Below are 15,088 nucleotides of genomic sequence, written 5' to 3' on the forward strand. Positions count from 1 at the left end.
GGCTCCCCCCCTATCCGGTCGTCCCGCGCGAAGTCGAGGGACGTTGTGCAGCGCGTATCGACTTCGTTCGACGCGATCGGAGGATCTAAGGGGATGACGGAATTGAAGCTGGCGGTGGGCCTGATGTCGGGCACGTCGCTCGACGGGATCGATGCCGCGCTGATCGAAACCGATGGCGATGGCGTCGTCAAGCCTATCGCGTTCCGGTCGGATCCCTATTCCGATCAGGCGCGTGGCCAGCTGCGGGCTGCAGCCGAACTGGCGCTGATGTTCGAGCGGCCGCGCGCCAATCCGGATATCCAGGCGGCAGAGGAGATGCTGACCCGCCGCCATGTGATGGCGGTGCGGCAGCTTCTATCGCAATCCGGCATCGCAGCGGATCGGATCGCGGTGGTGGGCTTCCATGGCCAGACGATTGCGCATCGCCCCGATCGCGGCTGGACCTGGCAGATCGGGGACGGCGCGGCGCTTGCCGCCGGGCTCGGCATCACTGTCGTAAACGATCTGCGCTCTGCCGATGTCGCGGCGGGCGGGCAGGGGGCGCCGCTGCTGCCGGTCTATCATCGTGCGTTGGCAGCCGACCTGCCGCGCCCCGTCGGCGTGCTGAACCTGGGCGGCGTCGCCAACATCAGCTGGATCGGCGAGGGCGATGCGCTGGTCGCATTCGACACTGGGCCGGCCAACGCGCTGGTCGATGATTGGATGCTGGCGGAGACCGGACAGGCCTATGATGCCGATGGCGCGCTGGCCGCGACCGGGCGGATCGACGAGACGGTGCTGACCGCGATGCTCGACCATCCCTATTTCGATGCGCCGGCGCCCAAGTCGCTCGACCGCGCGGATTTCACCATTGCCCCCGCGCGCGGCCTTTCGGTAGCCGATGGCGCCACCACCTTGACTGCCTTTACCGCGGCTACCGTCGCCCATTCGCTGCGGCTGCTGCCATCGCGGCCCGAACGGCTGATCGTGGCGGGGGGCGGCCGCCACAACGGCACGCTGATGGCGATGCTGGCCGCGGCGTGCGGGTTGCCGCTCGATCCCATCGAGGCGCTGGGCTGGAACGGAGACGCGACCGAGGCGGAGGGTTTCGCATATATGGCCGTGCGCGCGCTGGATGGCCGCCCGATCAGCTTTCCAGGCACCACCGGGGTGCCCAAGCCGATGACCGGTGGGATGATCCATCGGCCGTGAGCCTTGCCTGTGAAAGCGCATGATGCTTGAGAGCGCCATGCCGATCCGCCCGCTCTTCGTCACGCGTCTCTATCAGGAAAGCCTGGGGGACACCGACTTCGTGGCCGAGCTGGAAGCGGCCGCCTATGCGATTGCCGAGGAGGATCGTGCCGGGCGCGCCTGGTCGAAGGCGCACGGCTATCGTGGCTATACCTCCTATGCCTCGCTGGATGATCTGCCTCGGCGCGATCCCGCCTTTGCCGAACTGGCGCGGCGGCTGCCGGCGCATGTCGGCCGTTTCGCCGACGCCTGCGGCTATCAGCGGGGGGGCAGGCGGCCCCGGATCGATGGGCTGTGGATCAACATCCTGAAGCCGGGCGGCGGCCATAGCGGCCACATCCATCCGCATTCGGTGGTGTCGGGCACGCTCTATCTGGCGGTTCCGCCCGGCGCAGGAGCACTCAAGCTGGAGGATCCGAGGCTGCCGATGATGATGGCCACTCCGCCACGCCGCGAGGACGCATCGGAAGACAGCCGCCCATTCATCTATGTCGATCCAGAGCCCGGCATGATCCTCCTTTGGGAAAGCTGGCTGCGGCACGAGGTGGTAGCCGGGACCGGGAAGGGCGATCGGGTCAGCATCAGCTTCAATTATCGGTGGTGAGCATGATCCGTATGATGATTGCCCTACTGGGCACGACATTGCTGCTGATCGGTTGCGGGCGCAAACCGCCTCCCGCCGAAACGGCCCCGCCGCCGGCGCAGGTCACCGCGCCGCTGCCGGAAGTGCGCGATGACGGCCCGTCGCTGCCGCCCGAGGATGGCGCCGGCGGGTTTCGCACCATCAATTCTGGTCTGGATACGACAGAGGCACTGTGGCACCTGCGGTCCGCGCTGAATGTCGCAGCATTGAATTGCGACGCGGCGACAGCACCCGGACTGGTGGCCGGTTACAACGCGTTGCTCAAGGACCGGCGTAGCATCCTCGCCAAGGCCTATGCCGCCGAACAGCGGCGGTTTTCCGATCCCCGCGCGCTGGATCTGCATATGACACGGCTCTACAACTATTTCGCCCAGCCTGGCGGCACGCGCGGCTTCTGCCCGGTCGCTTCCGCAGTCGCGGAAGAAGCGCGTGCGACGGCGCCCGGGGCACTACCTGCCTTTGCCGGCAGCGCGATCAATCGGTTGGATGCCCCGTTTCAGGATCATTATCGCCGCTGGCGGGATTATCGCGTGGCGCTCGCCGCGTGGCGGGCCGGCACCCGTGCACAACCGCCTGCTCCGGCCCAACCTCGTATCGAAACAGCGGCGCGCACGTCCGATGCGGGCGGCTGGCTGGTGCAGCTCGGCGCCTTTTCGGGACAGGCGGCGGCGCGCACCGCTTGGGATCGGATCCGCACCCGAGCGCCAGGCTTCGCGAGCTATACGCCGCGTTACGAGGATGTTCCCGGCAAGTCGCTCGTGCGGGTCCGCATCGGACCAGCCAAGGACCGTTCGACCGCGCTGGCGATGTGCGCGACCGCGGCTGCGGCGGGACTCGACTGCGCGCCGGTGGCGAGCAACTAAGCCGGGTCGGTCGACGGCGACCGTCCTTCCTACACTTTCCGGCTCAACGCGCGCATCGCATCGTCGAGCCCGTCGAGGGTGAGGGGATACATGCGGTCGTTCATCAGCTGCCGCATCAGCTGTGTGCTCTGTGAATATTGCCAGTGTTGCTCGGGTACCGGGTTCAGCCAGGCAGCCGCCGGATAGACGCCGGTCAGCCGTTGCATCCACACCGCGCCGGCTTCCTCGTTGAAATGCTCGACCGAGCCGCCGGGATGGCTGATCTCGTACGGGCTCATCGCCGCATCGCCGACGAAGACCAGTTTGTAATCGTGGCCGAACTTGTGGAGCACGTCCCAGGTCGGCGTCCGCTCGGCGAAGCGGCGGCGATTGTCCTTCCACAGCCCTTCATAGGGGCAGTTGTGGAAATAGAAGAATTCGAGATGCTTGAACTCGGTGGTCGCAGCCGAGAACAGCTCCTCGACGAACTTGATGTGGGGATCCATCGATCCGCCGATGTCTAGGAACAGCAGCAGCTTGACCGCATTGTGCCGTTCCGGCCGCATGCGGATGTCCAGCCAGCCCTGCCGCGCGGTGCCGTCGATCGTGCCGTCGATGTCGAGCTCGTCTGCCGCACCGGCCCGCGCGAACCGGCGCAGCCGGCGCAGCGCCACCTTGATGTTGCGAGTGCCGATCTCGCGGGTCGAATCCAGGTTCTGGAACTCGCGCTTGTCCCACACCTTGATCGCACGCTTATGCCGGCTTTCGCCCCCGATCCGCACGCCTTCCGGATTGTAGCCCGAATTCCCGAACGGGCTGGTGCCACCGGTGCCGATCCATTTGTTCCCGCCCTGGTGTCGGCCCTGCTGCTCCTCCAGCCGCTGCTTCAGCGTGGCCATGATCTCGTCCCAGTCGCCCAGCGACTTGATCTTCTCCATTTCCTCGGCGCTGAGATATTTCTCGGCGACCGCCTTCAGCCATTCCTCGGGCACTTCCGCCTGATCGGTCGCAAAACCCGTTTCCAGCCCTTTGAACACCTTGGCGAACACCTGATCGAACCGATCGAGCAGGCCTTCGTCCTTCACAAAGGTCGCGCGGGCCAGATAATAGAATTCCTCCGGCGTGCGCTGGATCACCTCTCGGTCGAGCGCATCGAGCAGCACGAGCTGCTCCTTCAGGCTGGCGGAAATGCCGGCGGCGCGCAGCGCATCGAGAAAGCCCAGGAACATGGCGTCTTCCTAGATCGACCGGCGCAGTCGCGCCAGCCGGTCAGTCGTCGATCGTCGCGAGCCCAGCCTGCTGGCCGGTCAGTACGGGCAGGGCGGCCTGCACCGCGAGCGTGGGTTCGGGCAGGCCGTCGTACAGCGCGACCAGCGAAAGCCCGACGGTCGACCCCGCATAGGCAGCCATGGTCCGGCTCCCGGCGCGTGCCGTGGGCGAGGGCGCGATGTTGAGACTGACACCGGCATCGCCGAGCAGCGCGACATAGTTGTCACCGGATTTCGATCGATAAAGCGAGATAACGTCCGCGGGCAGGCCCGATCCGGTATCGCGGCACCAGAGATCGGGGCGGGCGGCAAGGCTGCCGGCGCCGCCGCGCACCGCGGAGAGCACCGTGCGACCGCCGCGTGTCGCTCCCGCCACCTGCTGCGCATCAGGTGACGCCTCTGGCCGGCCAGCCACGATCGGCGCATCGCCGCACGCAGCCGGCATCACCATTGGATGCGGCGCGGGCACGGTCCGATCGAAGCGGACGACCTGGAGGATCCGGTCCATCTTCGCCGACACCGATGCTGCATCGAGTAAGGCGGACGTGACACGCAGCTTCAGCATCCATTCGCCAATCTGCGCGATCGCCACCCCGGTCGATCGGAAACGCGCGCCTTCAGGCAGATTGATCGCGCGGCGCAGCCCGGTGGGCGCGGCAGCGCCGCCGAGCGTGAACGGCACCGCTGCGGCATCGCTGCCGGATGCGCCGACATTGACCTGCATCGCAGCGGCAGTCCGCTCCATCCACAGCACAGGATTGGGGTGGGTGGAGCGATAGACATACAGCGTCACCGGTTCCTCGGCGGTACCATATTGCAGGATCGTATCGACCGACTTGCCGCTGGAAAGGTCGCGTGTTTCGCCACGCTTCAGCCCGGCGATCTCGTCTGGCAAGGTGATCCCCGCTGCCGGCTGCGTCCAATCCGCGAGCGCCGGGGCGGGCAAAGCGGTCAAAGAAACGAGCGACAGCAGGGCATATTTCATCGTCGCTATCCTCAGCCGATCGCCGCGATCTCGTAGAGGAAGTCGACGAAGCCCATCGCCGCATCGTCGATTCCCGCGACCTTCGGGTTGCTGCTGTCGATCACGAAATATTCGTCCGGGGCATGCGCGCCGGATCCGTGGCCCAGCCCGAACTGGCCGGCCGGCAGGCCGACCGGCTGCCCGGTGAAGACCACGCCCGGCCATGACCCCGCCAGCCGCGGATAGACTGATGTCGGCACCTTGTGGCGGGCATAGGTGGCCAGCTCCGCCTTCACCAGGCTGCTGTCCTCTGCGGTTTCGGTCGGGTCGTATCCGCCCGACACGTTCATCTCCACGTCCTTGAAGCCTTTGGCATCGAGATGGGCGCGGATCTTGGCGACGGCCTCCTCGCGTGTCTGGTTCGGCACCAGCCGGCAATCGATCTTGGCGACCGCGCGGCCGGGCAGGATCGTCTTGCCGCCGGGGCCCGTATAGCCGGACACCAGGCCTTCGATGTTGATGGTCGGCACGGATGCCAGCCGCTCCAGCGATTGCGGCCAGCTCATGTCGTCGATCCAGCGCTGCACACCCAGCTGCCGCTTCGCATCGGCTTCGCTCAGATTGCGCGCCGCTTCGGCCAGCAGCGCCTTCTCGCGCGCGGTCAGCGGGCGCACATTGTCCATATAGCCATTGACCGCCGGCATGTTGCCGTCCGGCGTGACGAGTGTCGAAAGTGCCGCGATCAGCCGCCAGGCTGGGCTGTCAACATTGGCCTTCTGGCTGGAATGAATATCCTTTTCCGGTCCGCGGCCCCATGCCTTGCCCGATGCCACCAGCTCGAACTCGATCATGCCCTTGGCGCCGAGGTTGACCGCCACGCCCCCCGTCGTCGGGCTCTGCCAGCCGGAGGGGATGATGACGCCGACACATTTTTTAAGCGCCGCCAGCACGCGCGGCGTGCGCACGATATCGTTGAAGTTGGGCGATCCGATCTCCTCCTCGCCCTCCGCCACCAGCACCAGGTTGACGGGCAGCTTCCGGCCGCTTGCCTTGAACGCGTGCACCGCCGCCAGGAAGGTCGCCTCCGGTCCCTTCTGGTTGACTGCACCACGGCCCATCACGACCTTGCCGAAGCCGGGCTTGTCAACGAGCCGCGCCTCGATCGGCGGCACGGACCATTCCGCCGGGTCATACTGCTTCACGTCATACATGAAGTAGATGCCCATCGTTTTCTTCGCGCCGGCATCGAGCACCGCGAACACGCCGGGGTGGCCCTTGGTCGGGATCTTCTCAACCGTCTGGAAGCCGGCGTCGCGCGCCAGCCGCATCATATGATCGCAGCCCTTGTCCATGTCGCGGTTCTCGGCCGCAATGGATGGCATGCGAATCCATTCCTGCAGACGCTGGACGGTAGCGTCATGCCCGGCCGTGATCGCCTTGCGGATCGAAGCCAGATCGCCGCTGGCTGCCAGGGTGGCGCCCGGGGTGAAGATCGCCGCGCCGGCGGCCGCGCCGCGCAGCACTGCGCGCCGCTCGAAGAATAGCTCGTCCATCAATGCGCCCCTTGTCTGCCCAGGCGCGCATCACAGCCCGGATGATCCGAGCCTGCAAGGATTATCGCGGCTTGCGGAACCGGTAGGCGAATTGATCGGTCCGCCCGCGGATCGCGGGATCGAAGACATTGGCGGTGTGCGGATCGGCGGGATCACGCAGAAGCGAAGTCTCGGCTTCGAACTTGAACCCGGCCTTCTCGATCTCGGCGCGGGCAGCGGCGGAATCGATCCGGTGCAGCGTATCGGCATCGCGCAGGCCTGAGCCGGCAGCCGCGGCATGATCGATCACCAGCAAAGTCCCGCCGGGCTTCAGCACCCGGAACAGCGCAGCATTGACCACATCGGCGGTGTCGGCAGGGAAGGGCTTCAGGTGCAGGTCGTGATAATTCTGGACCGTGATGATCGCATCGACCGGCGCCGGGAACTCCACGTCGTGCAGGTTGGTGGTGATCGGCACCACATTGGCATAAGCCGCTGCGACCCCCTTCTGATCCTCGCCATATTTGGCCATGAAGCGGATGAACTCGTCCGGCTGGAAGGCGAAAACCTTGCCCGTCGGACCCACGGTCGCAGACAGGAGGCGGGTATAATAGCCGCCACCCATGATAAAATCGGCGACCGTGTCGCCCGGCTTGATGCCGGCAAAGGCCAGTGTTTCAGCCGGCTTGCGGGCGGCGTCGCGCGCCTTGTCCGCCGCCGGCCGCGCGGGATCCGCCAGTGCGGCGCTGATCGCGGCCGAAGGCTTCTGTGCGGGCAGCGGCGCGGCTGCCAGAAGGGCAAGCATCAGCAAGGTGTGCTTCATGGCGACCACTCCCCATCGTTCGGCCGCGAGAGCTTATCGCAGCACGGGTCGCGATCCCAGCGTGTTTCAGCTGCCCTGGCGTCGTGCCATGAAGGCCAGCCGCTCGAACAGCATCACATCCTGCTCGTTCTTCAACAGCGCACCGTGCAGTGGCGGGATTGCCTTGCGAGCTTCCTTGGACTGCAGCACTTCGAGCGGCATATCCTCCGCCAGCAACAGCTTCAGCCAATCGATCAGTTCGCTGGTCGAAGGCTTCTTCTTCAGGCCCGGCACCTCGCGGACCTCGTAGAAGATGTCCATTGCGCGGCTCACAAGCGATTTCTGGATACCGGGGAAATGGACGTCGATGATCGCCTGCATCGTCTCGCGATCGGGGAATTTGATATAGTGGAAGAAGCAGCGGCGCAGGAAAGCGTCGGGCAGATCCTTCTCGTTGTTCGACGTGATCACGACGATCGGCCGTTCGCGGGCCGCGATCGTCTCCTTGGTCTCATAGACGTCGAACGCCATGCGATCGAGCTCCTGGAGCAGATCGTTCGGAAACTCGATGTCCGCCTTGTCGATCTCGTCGATCAGCAGCACGGGCAGGGTGGGGGATGTGAACGCCTCCCACAGCTTGCCGCGACGGATATAGTTGGCGATATCATGCACGCGCGGATCGCCGAGCTGGCCATCGCGAAGCCGCGCCACCGCATCATATTCGTAAAGGCCCTGCTGCGCCTTGGTAGTGGATTTGACGTGCCAGGCGATCAGTGGCGCGTTGGCTGCCTTCGCGATCTGCTCGGCCAGCACCGTCTTGCCGGTGCCGGGCTCACCCTTCACCAGCAAGGGCCGCCGCAGTGTGACCGCAGCATTGACGGCCACCTTCAGATCATCGGTGGCGACATAATCGCTGGTGCCCTGGAAACGCATGCCTTGCCCTCGGTTGCCGGTTGCAACCGAGCGTTAGGCACAAGCATCCGCTGCGTGCAAGCCGCGGATCACTGGTCGATGCGTGCGGCCTGCCGGCTTTCCAGCAGATCCCACAACCCGCGATGCTGCACGAACAACTGGCTCGCGCCGAAGCCGATCGCGCGCGCCACCGCCGGATCGCCCGCCGCCGCGGTGATCGCGGCGTGGGTCGCGATGGCGTCCGGTATCAGGGTTGGTTCGACCGCGACGCCGCAGCGCCGGGCAGCCGCATCCAGCACCGCCCGCACCGCCACCCAATCCAGCGCCAGCGCGAAGGCCGCTCCCAGCGCGGTGCCCATCCGGTCAGATCGGGCGAGCATGCTCAGCGCGTGATGCTGGCCGATGACCGCCGCCTCGCATTCGGTCTGGCGCAGCGTGCTGGGCAACGGCCCGACCGCGACCACGAGCTTCGTGATGTACAGCCGCTCGGCCGCGAAACCGGCGCTCGTGCGCTTCAGCCAGTCCCCCGCCGGCGAGAGCGCGGCCCGCTCCAGCGCCAGTTCGGCCAATCCAGGATGGCGGCCGTGAAGCATGCAGAGAAAATGGGTGGCGTCCGCGAGGTCGCGCGTCGTCGACTTCCGGGTCAGGAGCGCCGCGGGCGCCGGATGCGCCGCGCTGCCATCGGTCGAAGCCGACGTGGCGAGACGGTCGGCAATGTCCGATCCGGCAAGGTCGACAGGGCTGATACGCATTGCACTCTCCGCATTGGCCGCGCGCTGGCGCACGACCGGTGTGAACGCGCTTCTATACCGAAGCACGTAAAAGTGCGGTGAAGGCGGCATTAGGCTTCCGGCAATCTGTTGCCGCCCGGCAAACGTAAGCCGGTCAGGCCGACGGGCAGACTTTTTCCATCTTGCCGACGATTTCATCCATCAGGTCATAGCCGTCCCAGGGCAGCCGGGCATCGTCGCTGGTATTCGTCTGCATCGCGATGCCGATTGCCGGCCGCTCATAATAGCGCACCCAGCTTATGTAGCCGGGGATGTAGCCGCTATGTCCATAGGCGGTGCCGGCCGGCGTGCGCTGGATATGGATGCCCATTCCATATGTGTCGCCCTTGTCATCCGCGGGCTTCACGGGGGTCGTTGCCAGACGCCAGTCGCGCTCGCCGTGGACATTGCCGGTGCCCAGGCGGACGATCCAGCGAGCGAGATCGGGCGCGGTGGAGACAAAGCCGCCGCCGCCGCTTTCGAACTGCGGATTATAGATCAGGCGTCCGCCCCCCATCATGGCATCGCGGCCGAACAGGCTGCGCGCCCCCGCATAACCAGCAGTCAGGCGCGCTGGCGCCGGCGTCAGCGCAGCGACGGTGTCGCGCAGACCGAACGGACGCAGCAGGGAGCGCTCGATATAGGCCTGCCAGGGCTCGCCCGCAGTTTTGGAAATGATCTCGGCCACCAGCACATAATTGATGTCGCTGTAGCGGAAAACGCCAGGCTTCCCCGGCGCGTTACGACGCAGCGGACCGACCCAGTCGTCAAGGATGCGGGTACGCAGCGGATCGGCGATCAGCCCATCCATGAAGGGGCCATCATATTCGCCGTAGCCGCTCGTGTGAGACAGCAGCATGCGCGTCGTCACCACATCGCCACCGGGGATATCGATGCCCGTCAGGATGCGGCCGATCGGGCGATCGAGATCGAGCCTGCCATCTTGGGCGAGCTTGAAGGCGGCCGCGCCGAAGAATGTCTTGCCGACGCTACCGGCAAGCATGCGCGCATCGGGCCGCATCGGCGTCCGTCGCTCATAATCGGAAAAGCCGCTCGCCACCGCAACCGGTGTGCGCCAGCGCAAGGGTACCGATATGGCCAGGGTGACGCCCGGTTCGGACTTGCCGGCCGTCGCTTTCGCTATGACGTCCTGCGCGATCGCCGCCACTGCGCCCGGAGTGCACGGCGCTCTGGTCGGCTGGGCCGATGCGGCGATGCTCAACGGCAGGGCCAGGAGAAGCGCGCAGCCTCGAACCAGCCCATGCCGTGTCATCATCGGTCGTCCCCTATTGGTCCAGGAAGCTCCGCATCTTGCGGCTGCGGCTGGGGTGCTTCAGCTTGCGCAGCGCTTTCGCCTCGATCTGGCGGATGCGCTCGCGCGTCACGCTAAACTGCTGGCCGACTTCCTCAAGCGTATGATCGGTATTCATGCCGATGCCGAACCGCATCCGCAGCACACGCTCTTCACGCGGGGTGAGCGAGGCGAGCACGCGCGTGACCGTCTCCTTCAGGTTCGCCTGGATCGCGGCGTCGACCGGGATCACCGCATTCTTGTCCTCGATAAAGTCGCCGAGGTGCGAATCCTCCTCGTCGCCGATCGGCGTCTCGAGGCTGATCGGCTCCTTGGCGATCTTCATCACCTTGCGAACCTTCTCGAGCGGCATCGACAGCCGCTCGGCCAGTTCCTCCGGGGTCGGCTCGCGGCCGATCTCGTGCAGGATCTGGCGGCTGGTGCGGACCAGCTTGTTGATCGTCTCGATCATGTGCACCGGGATGCGGATGGTGCGCGCCTGATCCGCGATCGAACGCGTGATCGCCTGCCGGATCCACCAGGTGGCATAGGTGCTGAACTTGTAGCCGCGGCGATACTCGAACTTATCGACCGCCTTCATCAGGCCGATATTGCCTTCCTGGATCAGGTCCAGGAACTGCAGGCCGCGGTTCGTGTACTTCTTCGCGATCGAGATCACGAGACGCAGGTTCGCCTCGACCATCTCCTTCTTGGCGATGCGGGCCTCGCGCTCGCCCTTCTGCACCATATTGACGATGCGACGGAACTCGCCCAGCGCCATGCCGGTCGCCTGGCTGATCTCGCCGATCTCCGTGCGGATGCGATCGACTGCATCGGCCTCCGCGTTCGCGAACGCGGTCCACTTCTTGTCGATCTTGCCGACGCGTTCGAGCCAGCCTTCCTCAAGCTCATGATCGACGTAGAGATCGAGGAAAGCCTTGCGCGGCACCTTGTGGCGCTCGGCCAGACGCAGCATCTGTCCGCCCAGCGCGGTCAGGCGCCGGTTGAAGCTGTAGAGCTGGTCGACCAGATACTCGATCTTCTGGCCGTGGAACTGCACGCTCTCGACTTCGGCGGTCAGTTCCTCGCGCAGCCGCTGATATTTACGCTCGTCGCCGGCCGCGAAATCGTCCGCCTGGCCAAGCGCGGTCAGCCGCGCCGCCTGCACCTTGGCGAACTTCTTGTAGAGGCTCGTGATGGTGGCGAACTTTTCCAGCGCCTGCGGCTTGAGCGTCTCCTCCATCTGCGCGAGGCTGAGGGTATTATCCTCTTCCTCGTCGTCGCTCGGGCGCGGCGCGCGCCGCTCGGTCAGGGACTCCTCGTCCTCGTCGACGGCGGACACTTCCTCCGGCTCTTCCTCTTCCTTGAAGGACGGACCGGCGCTCTTCTCCGAGATCTCGGCGCTGTCATCGTCTTCGGCGCCCTCGACCTGCTCGGCGGTCGGCCCCTTGGAAAGCATGGCGTCGAGATCGAGGATTTCGCGAAGCTGCATTGTGCCTTCGTTCAGCGCGGTCGACCATTCGATGATCGCGTTGAAGGTGATCGGGCTTTCGCAGAGGCCCAGGATCATCGTGTCGCGGCCAGCTTCGATCCGCTTGGCGATCGCGATCTCGCCCTCACGGCTGAGCAGCTCAACCGCGCCCATCTCGCGCAGGTACATGCGGACGGGATCATCGGTGCGATCGACCGTCTCCTTCTTCGCGGTCGCCTGCATGACGGGCGAGGGCTCGCCCTCGTCGACGCCGACGACCTCCTCGGGCGAGTCGTCGTCCTGTGCTTCGCCTTCCTCGCCGGCCTCGTCATTCTCGACGATGTTGATACCCATCTCGGACAGCGCGGTCTGGATGTCCTCGATCTGGTCGGACGACATCACGTCCTGCGGCAGCGCTTCGTTGAGCTGATCATACGTGATGTAGCCGCGCTTCTTGGCGCGGGCGATCAGCTTCTTCAGCGAGGCTTCGTTCAGGTCGATCAGCGGTGCATCGCTGCCTTCGCTCTTGTCGCCTGCGTCGCTGCCGTTCGTCTTCGCCATCTGCTACCCTTGGTCCTCAAATGTCCGCGCCGTCGCCCACCAGCGCGGCCAGTGCCCGATCCGCTTCGGCCAGCGCCGCCCGAAGGCGGGATTGTTCAGCGAAGCCGGCGTCGTCCGGTTCCGCCATCAGCCGCTCCGTCGCGCCAGCCAGTGCCGCCTCAAGCTCTGGCCGGGCGGCAAGCGTGTCGATCACCGCCACGAGGTCTCGCCGCTGACGTTCCGGGTCGGCATTGCTGCGAAGGAAGGAAAAGGCAAGACCGTTCGTCCGGCGCGGCCCTTCCCCCGCACCGGCAAGGCCGGCAGCCTCCCATATGGCTCGCGAATCGGCGCTTTCAAGATCGGGTAGCGCGTCTGCCAGCCCCCGATCGACAATCAGGTCGCGGGCACGCGCCAGCGCCCGATCGGGGATCACCAGCCGGTCGATGGCCTCGGCTTCGGCGGCGATCAGATCGGGAAAGCGGATCAGCCCGGCCAGCACCGCGCGTGCCAGCGCAGGCGCGGTGCCGGCGCCCCGGATGGCGCGGGCGGCATCGCTGAGCGGACGGGGCGGTGGTGCGCCTCGCCAGCCGCCAGGCCCGCGCCGCTCGGTCCACTCGCGCCGGCGGGGCGGGGCAGGGGCAACGGTGCCGAATAGTGCATCGAAGCGGCTGCGATATTCCAGCCTGTACTGATCGCGCACATCGCGGTCGGCAATCGCGTCGATCGCCTCGCCCAGGCGCCTGCGCAGGCCGGCGCGCGCCTCCGGGGTGGAGAGCGGGAGTGCCGACTGCTCGTGATTCCACAACCGGTCCGCCAGCGGCTCGGGCGATGCCAGCAGGGCCTCTACCGCGGATCGGCCACCACCGCGCACCAAATCATCGGGATCCTGACCCGTCGGCAGCGTGGCGAATGCCAGTGAGCGAGCCGGGGCCAGCAGCGGCAGCGCTCGTTGAGCGGCGCGGATCGCGGCCTTCTGCCCGGCAGTGTCGCCATCCAGGCAGAGGATCGGCACGTCGACGATTCGCCACAGCCGCTCAAGCTGCGCCTCGGTCAGCGCGGTGCCGAGCGGTGCGACGGCCTCGTCGATGCCGGCGCGCGCCAGCGCGATCACGTCGAGATAGCCTTCGACCACGATCAGTCGGCCGGCCTTGCGTGCAGCCGCGGCGGCGCGATCGAGATTGTAGAGCGTCCGCCCCTTGTCGAAGAGCGGGGTTTCGGGTGAGTTCAGATATTTTGGTTCGCCATCGCCGATGATCCGCCCGCCGAACCCGATGGTGCGGCCGCGCGGATCGCGAATGGGGATCATCAGCCGGCCGCGAAACCGATCATAGGGCACCTTGTCGTCGACCGCGATCAGCAGGCCGGCTTCGACCAGCCGATCATTGCCAGCCTTCGCCAGCGCCGCCTTCAGCCGCCCGCGCGAATCGGGTGCGAAGCCAAGCCCGAACGCGCGCCGTTCGCTCTCGCCGATCCCGCGACGATCGAGATAGGCGCGCGCCGCGCCGCCATCGACGCCGGTCAGTTGCTCGCCAAACCAGCGCTCGGCTGCCGCCATCACGTCATGAAGCCCGGACAGCTGTTCGGCCGTCTGTGCCGCGCGCGGATCGGCTGCCGGCATCTCGAGCCCCGCCGCTGCCGCCAGTTCCTTCACCGCATCAATGAAGGGCAGGCCGCGCGCCTCGGTCAGGAACCGGATCGCATCGCCGTGCGCGCCGCAGCCGAAGCAATGGTAGAAGGCCTTGTCGTCATTGACGTAGAAGCTCGGCGTCTTCTCGTCATGAAAGGGGCAGCACCCCTTCATCTCGCGCCCGGCCTTCTGCAGCTTCACCGACTTGCCGACAAGCGCAGACAGCGACGTCCGCATCCGCAGCTCGTCCAGGAATTGCGGGGAGAGGGTCATGCGCTTCGTCGGCCCTCCTGCGTGCGGGAGGGGGCGGGGGTGGACGATCCAGGTTGGCTGTCACCACCCTCTCCGTTCGTCCCGAGCGAAGTCGAGGGACGTTCATGCGGCGGCCGGGCAAAGAAGGAAACGGCCGCCCAATCTCCGCGGATCAAAGCTTCCTTCTTGGCGCGCGACCATCCCTTCACGCGCGCTTCTGCGGCCAGCGCTTGCTCACGGGTCTGGAACACCTCACGCCAGACGGGTTCGACCGGGCGTCGCCGTGAGGTGAAGTCGCAATAGCCGCCAGCCTGATGTTGGCCGAAGCGCCGATCCACGTCATCCGTGTGGCCGGTATAGTAGCGGCCATCGGCACAGCGGAGAATGTAAGCGGAGAACGCCATCAACGATCCTCGGTCTGGCGTCCCTCGACTTCGCTCGGGACGAACGGAGAAGATGGCGGCGTAGGCGACGCTCAGCCCAGCCGCGCTTTTACCAGGCCGCTGGCCTTCGCCATATCCATCGTGCCGGCGTGCCGTTCCTTCACCGCGGCCATCACGCGGCCCATGTCCTTGATCGATGTCGCGCTCAGTTCGGTAGCGATTGCGTCGATCGCAGCCTTCGCCTCGTCCTCGCTCATCTGCGTCGGCAGGAAGCGCTCGATCACGGCGACTTCGGCCTCCTCGGCTGCGGCCAGCTCTTCGCGGCCGCCCTTGCGGAACATCTCGATCGATTCGCGGCGCTGCTTGATCATCTTCTGCAGCACTTCCGTTACCAGCAGGTCGTCGTCGGGCTGGGTAGTGGCAGTGCGCAGCTCGATGTCGCGATTCTTGATGGCGGACTGGATCAGCCGCGTCGCGGCCACGGTCGCGGTGTCGCGTGCCTTCATGGCGGCGATCTGCGCCGCCTTGATTTCGTCTCGGATCATGGAATGCCTCTGGCGG

14 protein-coding genes are annotated in these 15,088 nt (G+C 66.1%); 3 read left to right on the plus strand and 11 right to left on the minus strand.

Annotation, left to right across the window (positions count from 1 at the left end; translation table 11 throughout):
• Positions 1-93: 93 nt before the first annotated feature.
• The 3 genes from ABC347_RS04240 to ABC347_RS04250 are packed head-to-tail and all read left to right on the plus strand — an operon-like array spanning position 94 to position 2,736.
• A complete protein-coding gene (locus ABC347_RS04240) occupies positions 94-1,191 on the plus strand; it encodes an anhydro-N-acetylmuramic acid kinase (RefSeq protein WP_413244492.1) in 1,098 nt (365 codons plus the stop codon).
• A 37-nt stretch (positions 1,192-1,228) separates the two neighbouring features.
• Positions 1,229-1,834, plus strand: a complete 606-nt coding sequence (locus ABC347_RS04245; protein WP_413244493.1) for a TIGR02466 family protein — start codon at positions 1,229-1,231, stop codon at positions 1,832-1,834.
• 2 nt (positions 1,835-1,836) lie between these two features.
• Positions 1,837-2,736 (plus strand): SPOR domain-containing protein, encoded by a 900-nt coding sequence (locus ABC347_RS04250; RefSeq protein WP_413244494.1) that lies wholly within the window; start codon positions 1,837-1,839, stop codon positions 2,734-2,736.
• A 29-nt stretch (positions 2,737-2,765) separates the two neighbouring features.
• On the opposite strand, the gene ABC347_RS04255 is transcribed toward ABC347_RS04250, so the two are convergent.
• From ABC347_RS04255 to ABC347_RS04305, 11 genes are all read right to left on the minus strand, one after another.
• Entirely contained in the window at positions 2,766-3,944 is a 1,179-nt protein-coding gene (locus ABC347_RS04255; RefSeq protein WP_413244495.1) for a vWA domain-containing protein, read from the minus strand.
• A gap of 40 nt (positions 3,945-3,984) precedes the next feature.
• Positions 3,985-4,968 (minus strand): hypothetical protein, encoded by a 984-nt coding sequence (locus ABC347_RS04260; protein WP_413244496.1) that lies wholly within the window; start codon positions 4,966-4,968, stop codon positions 3,985-3,987.
• 11 nt (positions 4,969-4,979) lie between these two features.
• Positions 4,980-6,500 (minus strand): M20/M25/M40 family metallo-hydrolase, encoded by a 1,521-nt coding sequence (locus ABC347_RS04265; protein ID WP_413244497.1) that lies wholly within the window; start codon positions 6,498-6,500, stop codon positions 4,980-4,982.
• 61 nt (positions 6,501-6,561) lie between these two features.
• Positions 6,562-7,302 (minus strand): class I SAM-dependent methyltransferase, encoded by a 741-nt coding sequence (locus ABC347_RS04270; RefSeq protein WP_413244498.1) that lies wholly within the window; start codon positions 7,300-7,302, stop codon positions 6,562-6,564.
• A 66-nt stretch (positions 7,303-7,368) separates the two neighbouring features.
• On the minus strand, positions 7,369-8,214 hold the full coding sequence (locus ABC347_RS04275; RefSeq protein ID WP_413244499.1) for an AAA family ATPase: 846 nt from the start codon (positions 8,212-8,214) through the stop codon (positions 7,369-7,371).
• 68 nt (positions 8,215-8,282) lie between these two features.
• A complete protein-coding gene (locus tag ABC347_RS04280; protein WP_413244500.1) occupies positions 8,283-8,945 on the minus strand; it encodes a DUF6975 family protein in 663 nt (220 codons plus the stop codon).
• A gap of 133 nt (positions 8,946-9,078) precedes the next feature.
• Positions 9,079-10,239 (minus strand): serine hydrolase domain-containing protein, encoded by a 1,161-nt coding sequence (locus ABC347_RS04285; protein WP_413244501.1) that lies wholly within the window; start codon positions 10,237-10,239, stop codon positions 9,079-9,081.
• Between the two features lie 10 nt (positions 10,240-10,249).
• The gene (gene rpoD / locus ABC347_RS04290; protein ID WP_413244502.1) at positions 10,250-12,286 is read right to left on the minus strand and encodes an RNA polymerase sigma factor RpoD; all 2,037 of its coding nucleotides are present in this window, start codon (positions 12,284-12,286) and stop codon (positions 10,250-10,252) included.
• 16 nt (positions 12,287-12,302) lie between these two features.
• Positions 12,303-14,165, minus strand: a complete 1,863-nt coding sequence (dnaG, locus tag ABC347_RS04295; protein ID WP_413244503.1) for a DNA primase — start codon at positions 14,163-14,165, stop codon at positions 12,303-12,305.
• A complete protein-coding gene (locus ABC347_RS04300) occupies positions 14,162-14,548 on the minus strand; it encodes a GIY-YIG nuclease family protein (RefSeq protein WP_413244504.1) in 387 nt (128 codons plus the stop codon). The genes dnaG and ABC347_RS04300 overlap by 4 nt, the downstream gene beginning before the upstream one ends.
• A 71-nt stretch (positions 14,549-14,619) precedes the next feature.
• A complete protein-coding gene (locus tag ABC347_RS04305; RefSeq protein WP_413244505.1) occupies positions 14,620-15,072 on the minus strand; it encodes a GatB/YqeY domain-containing protein in 453 nt (150 codons plus the stop codon).
• Positions 15,073-15,088 lie beyond the last annotated feature (16 nt).

The sequence above is a fragment of the Sphingomonas canaveralia genome (genome assembly GCF_047238125.1).
Taxonomy (GTDB): Bacteria; Pseudomonadota; Alphaproteobacteria; order Sphingomonadales; family Sphingomonadaceae; genus JBDFMH01.

Coding starts and splice junctions, on each gene's coding strand:
- ABC347_RS04240 (WP_413244492.1), top strand. CDS start 94: ATGACGGAATTGAAGCTGGCGGTGGGCCTGATGTCGGGCACGTCGCTC.
- ABC347_RS04245 (WP_413244493.1), top strand. CDS start 1,229: ATGCCGATCCGCCCGCTCTTCGTCACGCGTCTCTATCAGGAAAGCCTG.
- ABC347_RS04250 (WP_413244494.1), top strand. CDS start 1,837: ATGATCCGTATGATGATTGCCCTACTGGGCACGACATTGCTGCTGATC.
- ABC347_RS04255 (WP_413244495.1), bottom strand. CDS start 3,944: ATGTTCCTGGGCTTTCTCGATGCGCTGCGCGCCGCCGGCATTTCCGCC.
- ABC347_RS04260 (WP_413244496.1), bottom strand. CDS start 4,968: ATGAAATATGCCCTGCTGTCGCTCGTTTCTTTGACCGCTTTGCCCGCC.
- ABC347_RS04265 (WP_413244497.1), bottom strand. CDS start 6,500: ATGGACGAGCTATTCTTCGAGCGGCGCGCAGTGCTGCGCGGCGCGGCC.
- ABC347_RS04270 (WP_413244498.1), bottom strand. CDS start 7,302: ATGAAGCACACCTTGCTGATGCTTGCCCTTCTGGCAGCCGCGCCGCTG.
- ABC347_RS04275 (WP_413244499.1), bottom strand. CDS start 8,214: ATGCGTTTCCAGGGCACCAGCGATTATGTCGCCACCGATGATCTGAAG.
- ABC347_RS04280 (WP_413244500.1), bottom strand. CDS start 8,945: ATGCGTATCAGCCCTGTCGACCTTGCCGGATCGGACATTGCCGACCGT.
- ABC347_RS04285 (WP_413244501.1), bottom strand. CDS start 10,239: ATGATGACACGGCATGGGCTGGTTCGAGGCTGCGCGCTTCTCCTGGCC.
- rpoD (WP_413244502.1), bottom strand. CDS start 12,286: ATGGCGAAGACGAACGGCAGCGACGCAGGCGACAAGAGCGAAGGCAGC.
- dnaG (WP_413244503.1), bottom strand. CDS start 14,165: ATGACCCTCTCCCCGCAATTCCTGGACGAGCTGCGGATGCGGACGTCG.
- ABC347_RS04300 (WP_413244504.1), bottom strand. CDS start 14,548: ATGGCGTTCTCCGCTTACATTCTCCGCTGTGCCGATGGCCGCTACTAT.
- ABC347_RS04305 (WP_413244505.1), bottom strand. CDS start 15,072: ATGATCCGAGACGAAATCAAGGCGGCGCAGATCGCCGCCATGAAGGCA.